The 8,519-nt window shown below is 56.5% G+C and carries 7 protein-coding genes; 2 read left to right on the top strand and 5 right to left on the bottom strand.

What is annotated here, in order from left to right:
* Positions 1 to 203 precede the first annotated feature (203 nt).
* From hemG to pepQ, 4 genes are read right to left on the bottom strand one after another with little or no spacing between them, the layout of a single operon-like run.
* Positions 204 to 737: a menaquinone-dependent protoporphyrinogen IX dehydrogenase gene (hemG, locus tag F3I44_RS16785; protein ID WP_150013189.1), complete on the bottom strand. Its 534-nt coding sequence runs from the start codon at positions 735 to 737 to the stop codon at positions 204 to 206.
* 17 nt (positions 738 to 754) lie between these two features.
* Positions 755 to 2,206, bottom strand: coding sequence for a Trk system potassium transporter TrkH (gene trkH, locus F3I44_RS16780; protein ID WP_013359724.1), 1,452 nt, complete (start codon positions 2,204 to 2,206; stop codon positions 755 to 757).
* A 32-nt stretch (positions 2,207 to 2,238) separates the two neighbouring features.
* A complete protein-coding gene (locus tag F3I44_RS16775; RefSeq protein ID WP_150013191.1) occupies positions 2,239 to 2,856 on the bottom strand; it encodes an IMPACT family protein in 618 nt (205 codons plus the stop codon).
* Complete coding sequence (pepQ, locus tag F3I44_RS16770; RefSeq protein ID WP_150013193.1) at positions 2,856 to 4,187, bottom strand: Xaa-Pro dipeptidase; 1,332 nt, start codon at positions 4,185 to 4,187, stop codon at positions 2,856 to 2,858. Before pepQ ends, F3I44_RS16775 begins: the two co-directional genes overlap by 1 nt.
* 187 nt (positions 4,188 to 4,374) lie before the next feature.
* Here pepQ and fadB point away from each other — a divergent pair, with 187 nt between their 5' ends.
* Positions 4,375 to 6,558 (top strand): fatty acid oxidation complex subunit alpha FadB, encoded by a 2,184-nt coding sequence (gene fadB, locus F3I44_RS16765; RefSeq protein WP_150013195.1) that lies wholly within the window; start codon positions 4,375 to 4,377, stop codon positions 6,556 to 6,558.
* Between the two features lie 10 nt (positions 6,559 to 6,568).
* Positions 6,569 to 7,732, top strand: a complete 1,164-nt coding sequence (gene fadA / locus F3I44_RS16760) for an acetyl-CoA C-acyltransferase FadA (RefSeq protein WP_150013197.1) — start codon at positions 6,569 to 6,571, stop codon at positions 7,730 to 7,732.
* A 70-nt stretch (positions 7,733 to 7,802) separates the two neighbouring features.
* Here the strand turns inward: fadA and fre are convergent, their stop codons facing one another.
* A complete protein-coding gene (gene fre / locus F3I44_RS16755) occupies positions 7,803 to 8,504 on the bottom strand; it encodes an NAD(P)H-flavin reductase (protein WP_008926461.1) in 702 nt (233 codons plus the stop codon).
* Positions 8,505 to 8,519: the final 15 nt, after the last annotated feature.

Here is an 8,519-nt window from a genome sequence, read left to right as displayed (position 1 = left end):
TATTACGCTTTCCTCCTGCAGAGTCAACCTCTATTTCAGAAGTTTTTCTCCGGCGGGTCAGTCTCCTGAACCTTCAACCCGTTTCCCGTTGCCGGTGTGCCGTGTCGATGGAGGCGCATTATAGGGAGTTCGCGCGGGCTGACAAGTGTTTATTACGAAAAGATTATCGTTCGCAGTAATTTTCATCAAATTGCGCTATTTCGCTACAATTTGCCTGGTAACTGTGCAAAATCATTGGCAAAAGTGCGTACCTGCTGCCAGTCCGTGTATTCAACTTCTTTCGTTGAATCTGTTTCACCACTGGTCATACGCATAATCAGCTGAATCATGACGCGATCGAACCAGCGATAGCGCGGATAATAAAGTGCGCCCGCGAACACGGCACAGCAATCGGGTTGCCACGGAGAGTTAGCCAGGAACTTCTGTGTATAGGCGTTGGTTTCAGGCGAACGCTTCTCCGGTTTCCGCGCCGTCAGGTTCACCGAAAAGAAACCGCTGGTACGCTGTTGCAGTTCCTTGAGGTGTTGCTTAACGAACTTATCGACGACCGGCTGGAAATGGCCGTAACGGATCGAGGCACCAATCAGCACGCGATCATACTGCGTCCAGTCGGGCAGAGTAGCATCCTGGATATCCAGCACATCACATGGCTGCTGCTGAAGGATCACCTCAGCAATAGAAGAGGCAATCTTCTTTGTTTGTCCGTCGCGAGTGGAATAGAGAATCAGTGCTTTCATGTCAGCATCCTTATTAATTATTCACGCCAGAAAGTAGGCGTGAACAGCACCAGCAAGGTAAATACCTCGAGACGCCCGAATAACATGGTAGAAATAAGAATCCATTTCGCCACGTCATTCATTGAAGTGAAGTTATCAGCTACTACCCCCAGGCCCGGCCCGAGGTTGTTGAGCGTCGCGGCGACGGCAGCAAAAGCCGAGAAGTCATCGACGCCGGTGGCGATAATCGCCAGCATGCTGACCAGGAACACCAGTGCATATGCCGAGAAGAATCCCCAGACGGCTTCAAGGATACGTTCCGGTAGCGCCCGATTACCCAGCTTGATGGTATAGACCGCATTGGGGTGAACCAGACGTTTAAGCTCACGGTTACCCTGCTTGCACAACAGCAGGATGCGAATCACCTTCAGGCCACCGCCGGTTGAACCGGCACAGCCGCCAATAAAGGCGGAGCACAACAGCAGTACCGGCAGGAACAATGGCCAGCGTGCGATGCTGTCGGTCGTGAATCCCGCCGTCGTCGCCATGGAAACGACCTGGAAGAAGGCCTGATTCAGCGTCTGCCAGCCACTGGCATAAACATTGTGGAACCAGAGCACCAGCGTGCAGATCAATACCAGCGTCAGTTGAACGCCAATGAACATGCGGAATTCCGGGTCGCGCCAGTACACGCGCAGATTACGTCCGCTTAACATGGCAAAGTGCAGGCCATAGTTACAGCCTGAGATCAGCAGAAACACTGCCACGATGGTATTGATGGTACCACTGTGGAAATAGCCGATGCTGGCATCATGGGTTGAGAAGCCGCCAATGGCGATGGTTGAAAAGCTGTGGCCGATAGCATCAAAGGCCGGCATGCCCGCCAGCCACAATGCCAGCGCACAGGCCACCGTCAGCAGAACGTAGATCAGCCAGAGTGTCTTGGCCGTCTCGGCAATACGCGGTCGCATCTTGTTATCTTTTAGCGGACCCGGCATTTCAGCACGATAGAGCTGCATACCCCCGACGCCCAGAATCGGCAGTATCGCCACCGCTAATACGATGATCCCCATACCGCCCAGCCACTGCAGCATCTGCCGATAGAAGAGGATCGCCTTAGGCAGCGAGTCCAGCCCCACCAGCGTGGTGGCACCAGTCGTTGTCAGGCCCGAGAAAGATTCAAAAAACGCATCCGTCACCGAAAGATGCGGCTGCTCCGCAAAGATAAAGGGCATCGCCCCTACGCTGCCCAGCACCGTCCAGAACAGGACGACAATCAGAAACCCTTCCCGCGGTTTGAGTTCGGTTTTCTTTTTGCGATTCGGCCACCACAGCAGCGAGCCGATCACCAGCGCCATCATAAAGGTCTGGCTAAATGCTCGCCCCGCGCCATCGCGATAAATCAATGCGACCAGGCCGGGCAAAATCATTGTCACTGAAAAGAGGATTACCAGCAGACCGACTATGCGGGTAATGGCGCGAAAGTGCATTCAGCCGTTCCTTTAAATAATAGAGATGAACATCAGGGTGTGAGCGGGATCAGCGATAACGCGCCCCGACTAAAGTCTGACAGATTTTTTTTGAATCCGTCGATCTGTCCGTAAGGGACAGCCAGCGTCAATGCAATGCGATCCTGAAACTGACTGTCGGTCACCTTACCGTCGAAACGCTGAACCAGCCGCTCAATATCACTGAGCTGTGGATAGTCACATTGCAAGGTGAACAGCTTCATCGGCACTTTGCGCTGCCGTGGCAGCAGCTTAAGCCCCTGCTGAACGCCACCGCCATAGGCTTTCACTAAGCCGCCGGTTCCCAGCATGATGCCGCCGTAATAACGCACCACTACAGCGGTAATCTCGCCAATATCCGCACCCATCAGCTGCGCCAGCATCGGTTTCCCTGCCGTACCCGAAGGTTCACCATCATCAGAGAAGCCGAGCTGTTGTGAATCATTCGGCGCGCCCGCGACCCACGCCCAGCAGTGATGTCGGGCAGCGGGATGCTCGCTTTTGACCTGCTGGACAAAGGCGCGCGCCGCCTCTGCCCCCTCAGTGTGCGCCAGCAGCGTAATGAAGCGACTCTTTTTGATCGTCTCCTCACTGCTGCTCACGGGCACAGCGGGAATATCAAAGGCCTCCATCAGGCCAGGTGCAGATCGCGGGTCATATTTTCAACGCGATGCGCATGGATCACCACGTTATCCTCGATGCGAATCCCGCCGTAAGGCCTGAGCGCATCGATGGCCTGCCAGTTAAAGTGCTGACTGAAACGGCCTGCGCGCAGCGGTGCCAGTAACGAGTCAATAATATAGAAGCCCGGCTCGATGGTTAAGACCATGCCCGGTTGCAGTACACGGGTGCAGCGAAGATAAGGATATTGCGCAGGCGCGGCCAGATGCGTGCCCTGATCATCCTGCATAAAGCCAGCCACGTCATGCACCTGCAGACCCAGCGGATGCCCCAGACCATGGGGCATAAACGGACCCGTCAGATCTTCAGCCACCAGCGCTTCTTCGCTGATCCCCTGCACCAGCTCAAACTTCAGCAACATCTTCGCAATACGCTGGTGCATCTGAAGATGATAATCGGTGTAGCGCACCCCCGCTTTCAGCGTAGCAATCAGCGCCAGCTCTTCCGCGTTCATCGCCTCAACCATTCTGGCATAGAGCGAACTGCTCTGCGCCGCATAGCTGCGGGTCAAATCGGCGGCATAGCCAAGATACTCAGCACCGGCATCAATCAAAAAGCTGTGGCGTTTCGCCGGTGGCTGATGATCCAGCCGGGTATAGTGCAGCACCGCAGCGTGTTCGTTCAGCGCGATGATATTGCCGTAAGGCACATCAGTATCACGATGGCCGGTCGCGGTCAGGTAAGCCTGATTGATATCGAACTCGCTCAGGCCCGCCGAGAACGCCTCTTTGGCCGCGCGATGACCCGCAACCGCCAGCTTCTGCGCCTGGCGCAGGCAGGCGAGTTCATAATCTGTTTTGATGCTGCGATGGAAATGCAGGAAGTCGATCACCGCTTTCGGATTGATATTGCCGGAGGCGATACCGAGCTGAGCCGCACGCGCGTTGACCGGGCCGATATAGGCGACGTTATCGCGCTGTGCAGGTAGCAGTTGCGCAATCTCGTCGGCATTTTTCAGGCCGATGACCTCAACATCCGCGGTCCAGAAGCTGTCCGGCAGCGGTTCGACGTTATGCCAGTAATCCACCGGAGAGTAGAACCACAGTTTCGGTTTGTTCACCCCGTCAATCCACAGCCAGCAGTTAGGTACCTGGGTTACCGGCACCCAGGCCTTGAACTGTGGATTCACCTTGAACGGATAGGTGTGATCATCCAGAAACACCGTCAACAACTCACCGGAATGGATCAACATCGCATCCAGTTTGTTGCGTGCCAGCACCTGCTGCGCCCGTTGTTGCAACGTGGCGATATGCGCGTGATACAAGGTCTTCAGTGAATCCATTGACGTCTCTCCAGTGTCGCGAAATGGCCGCAAGTTTAGCATACCCCTTGTCCAGATGCCGAAGCCGGCGCAGCTGTGATCTTGTTAGCAAATAAGCACAGAGCCGTTTGCAAATAATTAACATCGCTCCCACACTCACGATCATCTGGTATGACCAGATCACCTTTCGCGGTTTCAGGAGACGCACATGCTCTACCAAGGCGCTAACCTTACTCTTCACTGGCTGGACGATGGCATCGCCGAGCTGGTTTTTGATGCTACAGGCTCGGTCAACAAGCTCGATACGCAAACGGTCGCCAGTCTGGGCGAGGCGATTGCGGTGCTGGAACAGCAGCCAGAACTGCGCGGCCTGCTGCTGAGCTCCGCTAAACCCGCCTTTATCGTGGGCGCGGATATCACCGAGTTCCTTTCTCTGTTTGATGCACCCACCGAAAAGCTGAGCCAGTGGCTGAGCTACGCCAACAGCATCTTCAACCGTCTGGAAGATTTACCTGTGCCAACCCTGGCCGCCATTGACGGCTATGCGCTGGGCGGCGGATGCGAATGCGTCCTGGCAACCGATCTGCGTATCGCCACTGCGGACGCCCGTATTGGCCTGCCGGAAACAAAACTCGGCATCATGCCCGGCTTTGGCGGCAGCGTGCGATTGCCGCGCCTGTTGGGTGCGGACAGCGCGCTGGAAATTATTGCGGCGGGCAAAGATGTCGATGGCAATGCCGCCCTGAAACTCGGTCTGGTCGATGCGGTCGTGCCGCGTGAGAAACTGCGCGAGGCGGGGATCACCATGCTTAAGGCCGCTGCCACTGATGGTAGCTGGCGCGCACGCCGTGCACCGAAACTGGCACCGCTGAAACTCAGCCCGATTGAAGCGGCGATGAGCTTCACGATTGCGAAAGCAATGGTGCTGCAGACCGCAGGTAAACACTATCCCGCTCCGCTGATGGCCGTAAAAACAATTGAAGCGGCGGCCAGCCTGGGTCGTGATGATGCGCTGAAACTTGAAACGGCGGCGTTTGTGCCGCTGGCGCAGTCTGATGAAGCCCGCGCCCTGGTCGGCATCTTCCTCAACGATCAGTACGTGAAAAGCCTGGCGAAAAAGCGTGGCAGCGAAAGCAGCGCACCCGCTCAGGCGGCAGTACTGGGCGCGGGCATTATGGGTGGCGGCATCAGCTACCAGTCTGCCTGGAAAGGCGTACCGGTCAGAATGAAAGATATCAACCCCAAAGCGTTGACGCTGGGGATGAATGAAGCCAGTAAGCTGCTCAATAAGCTGCTGGAGCGCGGCAAAATCGACGGCAGTAAACTCGCCAGTGTGATCGCTACTATTCAGCCCACCCTGGATTACGCCGGTTTTGACCAGGCCGATGTGGTAGTGGAAGCCGTGGTCGAGAACCCGCTGATCAAGGCCAAAGTGCTGGCGGAAACGGAACAGCACCTGCGTCAGGATGCGATTCTGGCCTCCAATACCTCAACCATTCCTGTCAGCCAGCTGGCGCAGACGCTGCAGCGCCCGGAAAATTTCTGTGGCATGCACTTCTTCAATCCGGTGCCGCGTATGCCGCTGGTTGAAGTCGTTCGTGGCGAGAAAACCAGTGAAGCGACACTGAGTAAAGTGGTGGCATGGGCCAGCAAAATGGGCAAAACGCCTATCGTGGTGAATGACTGCCCCGGCTTCTTTGTGAACCGGGTGCTGTTCCCCTACTTCGCTGCTTTCAGCCTGCTGCTGCGCGACGGCGCTGATTTCCGTCAGATTGATAAAGTGATGGAAAAACAGTTCGGCTGGCCGATGGGGCCTTCATGGCTGCTGGATGTGGTGGGCATCGATACCGCGCACCACGCGCAAAGCGTTATGGCCGATGGTTTCCCGGATCGTATGAAGCATGACTATCGCGATGCGATCGACCTTCTGTTTGATGCCGGTCGTTTTGGTCAGAAAAATGGCAAAGGCTTCTGGCGCTGGGAAGAGGATAAAAAGGGCAAGCTGAAGAAAGTGCCGGATGCGGAGGTGGATACGCTGCTGCAACAGGTCTGTCAGCCCGCGCGGGTCTTCAGTGATGAAGAGATCCTGAACCGTATGATGCTGCCGATGCTGAATGAGGTAGTACGCTGCCTGGAAGAGAAGATTATCGCCTCGCCCGCTGAAGCGGACATGGCGCTGGTCTATGGCCTCGGCTTCCCGCCGTTCCGTGGTGGTGCTTTCCGCTATCTCGATACCCTGGGCAACAGCAATGTGGTCGATCAGGCCCGGCGCTACAGCGCGCTTGGTGGCCTGTATGCCCTGCCTGCGCTGCTGGTGCAGAAAGCCCATCAGCATGAAAGCTGGTATCCCGCCGCCAAACCGATTGATGAAGCCGCGCTGAAAAGCGCCTGAGGGCAAAAAGATGGAAAATGTAGTGATTGTTGATGCGGTGCGCACGCCAATGGGACGATCAAAAGGCGGAGCCTTTCGGAACGTGCGCGCTGAAGATCTCTCTGCGCACCTGATGCGCGAAATCCTGAGCCGCAATCCGGCGGTGAATCCGGCATCTCTCGACGACATTGTCTGGGGCTGCGTACAGCAGACGCTGGAACAGGGATTTAATATCGCGCGTAACGCTGCGCTGCTGGCTGAAATCCCGCACTCCGTGCCGGCCACGACCGTTAACCGGCTGTGTGGTTCGTCAATGCAGGCGCTGCACGATGCGGCCCGCGCTATTATGGTCGGCGATGCCCAGTGCTGCCTGATTGGCGGTGTGGAGCATATGGGACACGTGCCGATGAATCACGGCGTGGACTTTCATCCTGGCCTGGGCCGCACCGTTGCCAAAGCCGCAGGCATGATGGGCTTAACTGCCGAAATGCTGGCACGTATGCATCATATCAGTCGTGAGCAGCAGGATGCATTTGCCCTGCGTTCGCACCAGCGTGCGTGGCAGGCAACCCGGCGCGGCGACTTTGCGACAGAGATTGTCGCCACCTGGGGTCACGACAGCGACGGCATCCTTAAGCGCTATGATTTTGATGAAGTGATCCGTGAAGAGACCAGCGCCGAAGGCCTGGCGGCGCTGAAACCGGCTTTTGATCCGGTGAATGGCACCGTCACGGCGGGTACGTCGTCGGCCCTGTCAGATGGCGCGGCCGCCATGCTGATCATGAGTGAATCACGCGCCCGCGAGCTGGGACTGACGCCGCGTGCCCGCATTCGCAGCATGGCCGTGGTGGGCTGCGATCCTTCGATCATGGGATATGGGCCGGTTCCGGCCAGTAAGCTGGCGTTAAAACGGGCGGGACTGAGCGTCAGCGATATCGACGTCTTTGAGCTGAACGAAGCCTTTGCTGCGCAGACACTGCCGTGCATCAAAGATTTAGGATTGCTGGAGTTGATGGATGAGAAAGTTAATCTGAATGGCGGTGCGATTGCATTGGGCCATCCGCTGGGCTGTTCCGGCGCACGCATCAGCACTACGCTGCTGAACATTATGGAACGTCGCGATGCCCGTTTTGGCCTTGCCACCATGTGCATCGGACTGGGACAGGGGATCGCAACCGTATTCGAGCGTCTGTAATACGTTGAGTTTTACTTTGTCAGATTTACCCGCCGTTAACCGGCGGGTTTTTTCTTTCTGCTACCGGGAATCAGATAAAGGCAAACGCATCGCCATACATCTGTGATTCCACTGCGCCACGCTCGGCACAGAAACGATCGCGGGCAATCTTCGCCATCTCAAAACGTCCGGCGATGTAGATCTCATGCTCACTCAGCGTGCTGAAGTCCTGCATCACTGCGGTCAGTACCGTACCAGAACGGCCCTGCCAGCCTGCTTCAGGCTGCTCGACGACCGGGATCACCTTCAGGTTCGGGTGCTTCACGGCCAGCGCATCCAGCTCATCCATATCGTAGAGATGCTTAAGCTCACGTCCGCCCCAGTAAATGGCGATGTCGCGCTCTGGCTGTTCCGCCAGCGCGGTGAGCAGAATTGAACGGGCATAGGAGAAACCGGTACCGCCTGCAATCAGGATCAGCGGTTTAGTGCTCTCTTCGCGCAGCCAGGCATCGCCGTGCGGCATATCAACCGTGATCTGGCGATCGTTACGGATGCGATCCATAACGGCCATGGCATAGAGGTTCAGATCGGACGCGCCGATATGCAGCTCGATGATGTCTTTTTCCATCGGCGTTGAGGCCAGTGAGAACGGACGCTTGTCGCGCTCATCCATCACTACCATCAGATACTGTCCTGCGCGAAAACTGAATTCCGCTTCAGGGATCAGGCGAACGCGATAGACCGTGTCGGTAATCGCCTCAACCGAAGTTACTTTACAGCTTAACGTTGTCATGCGTTCCCTCTGTCG

Source organism: Pantoea sp. F_5, from assembly GCF_008631595.1.
Lineage (GTDB): Bacteria > Pseudomonadota > Gammaproteobacteria > Enterobacterales > Enterobacteriaceae > Pantoea > Pantoea gossypiicola.
Note: the sequence above shows the minus strand (reverse complement) of the source record. Positions and strands in the feature narration are given on the sequence as shown.